Here is a 2,081-nt window from a genome sequence, read left to right as displayed (position 1 = left end):
AAGGCTCTTGTGGGCGATGACGTTGTCGCAGTCAGGTGCTTGGAGGTGTCGTCTGCCCGCTCGGGCTTTTCGCCGGGTTCCCTGGTTGAAATCCACCCGAGGCACTGGCGTGTGGCGACGGCCACAGAAGATGTTGATGTCTGGTTTGGCAGCTCAGATGGTGAGACTCTGGACGCCCGGGCACTCGCAAGGCACTCCGATCTGAATGTAGGCGATCGCCTCCCGATTCTAAGCGATGACGAGGCGCGGAGCATAACTGTTACACATGAAATGTTGGCGCCTCGGGAGAGTTTCTGGCGACAGCGGCTTGAGCAATCTAAAATATTGCAGCTTCCTTTTCTGTCGTCTCCACAAGCTGTGGCTCCCCCAAGATGGCAGTCGAGTTCGTGGCTCATTCCAAGTGCTTTGGCCGAGCTGTCCCCCAATGATCGCACCGAGTACATACTGAGCGCTTGGCTGATCTATCTCGCCCGCCTCACGGGAGAATCAGAGCTTCAATTGGGATGGACTCCCCCAGCGAATGAATCGCGAGCCGGGGTGAAGGCGGTGGAGGTGCTTGTCGCTTCTGTCGTGCCAATGGAAATTATCATAGATCTCGGTCATGATTTTGCAGAGGTGCGCAGGGCGGTGGCGGCCGAGTGTGCTCAGCTGAGGGAGCACGATAGCTTTGCGCGGGATCTTATCGCGCGCTACCCGACGTTGCGGGGCGGTGAGGCGCTACGATCGCGCCGTCCCTGGCCGGTTGGCGTTACGGTTACTGCAAATAGCGGGTCTGCCGCTGGTGATCTTGCAAGCCCGAGTTTTGAGGCGCCCCTATCCGGTGATTTGCTGACGTTTGAGGTTTGCGCTCTGGAAGGGAGCTTTCGATGGCACTTTGATGCAGGTCGCTTGGCGCCCAAGCAGATCGACCGCATGACGCAGCATTTGCAGAATTTGTTGTGTGCTGTGATGGCCGATGCGCAGCAGCCGGTAGGACGAATTCGGCTCTTGTCGTCCGCTGAGCGCGCGTATCTGTTGGAGGAGCTGAACCGGACGGCGGCGCCGTATCCCGAGCAGCAGTGCATCCATGAGCTGTTTGAGGCGCAGGTGCGCCAAGCGCCGGATGCGGTGGCGGTGGTCTATCAGGACCAGCGCTTAAGCTATGGCGAGCTCAATGCGCGGGCGAACCGGCTGGCGCATCATCTGATCGGGCTCGGGGTGAGGCCGGACCAGCCGGTGGCGATCTGCCTTCAGCGCAGCATCGCGATGGTGGTCGGGCTGCTGGCGATCCTCAAGGCGGGCGGGGCGTATCTGCCGCTGGATCCGGCCTATCCGAGCGCGCGGCTGCACCAGGTGCTCAACGATGCGGCCCCACACCTGTTGCTGGCCGATGTGGCCGGCCGCGCCGCACTCGGCAGCGATGCGCTACTCGATCTGACGGTGGTCGATCTGGAGACGGCGACCCCGGCGTGGGCGCAGCTGCCGGCCGCGAACCCGGACCCGCGCGCCCTCGGTCTGACCTCGCGCCATCTCGCCTATGTGATCTACACCTCAGGATCCACCGGAACGCCCAAGGGCGTCATGGTCGAGCATCGGGGATTAGTCAATCTGGAGTTGGCTCAGAATGTGCTTTTTGGCGCTTGTTCCAACAGTAGAGTGGTGCAGTTCGCCTCCTTTGGTTTTGATACAAGTGTTTCAGAGCTTGTCATGGCGTTTGGCTCAGGAGCCGCCTTGCACTTGCCTGCGGGTGAGATCCGTCAATCGACCAAAGAGCTATCGGACTATCTGCGAAACGAAGCCATCACGCATGCGACGTTGCCTCCAGCATTGCTTCAGGGAAGCCAGCATCTGGAATATTTGGCGTCGCAACTTCTCGTTCTTGCTGGAGAGCTCCCGAAGGCCGAGCTTATCCGAGCCTTGCCTGCAGCATCTATTGTCAACGCCTATGGACCTACCGAAGCAACAGTCTGCGCGACGACGTGGAGCTGCCCGGCTGATTTTGATGGGGCCGTTGTCCCGATCGGCCGTCCGCTTGCGAACACGCGGATCTATCTGCTGGATGGTGATGGCGCGCCTGTTCCGTTTGGGGCCGTAGGGGAGCT

Annotated in this window: 1 protein-coding gene; it reads left to right on the top strand. The window is 60.5% G+C overall.

Annotated features, from left to right (window positions below; all coding sequences use genetic code 11):
• Positions 1 to 405: 405 nt before the first annotated feature.
• Positions 406 to 2,081 (top strand): AMP-binding protein (locus CQ13_RS40890; protein ID WP_245309141.1); only part of this gene is annotated, 1,676 nt, incomplete at its 3' end.

The sequence above is a fragment of the Bradyrhizobium retamae genome (genome assembly GCF_001440415.1).
In the GTDB taxonomy this organism is placed as follows: domain Bacteria; phylum Pseudomonadota; class Alphaproteobacteria; order Rhizobiales; family Xanthobacteraceae; genus Bradyrhizobium; species Bradyrhizobium retamae.
This window is presented reverse-complemented; position numbering and strand designations above follow the sequence as displayed.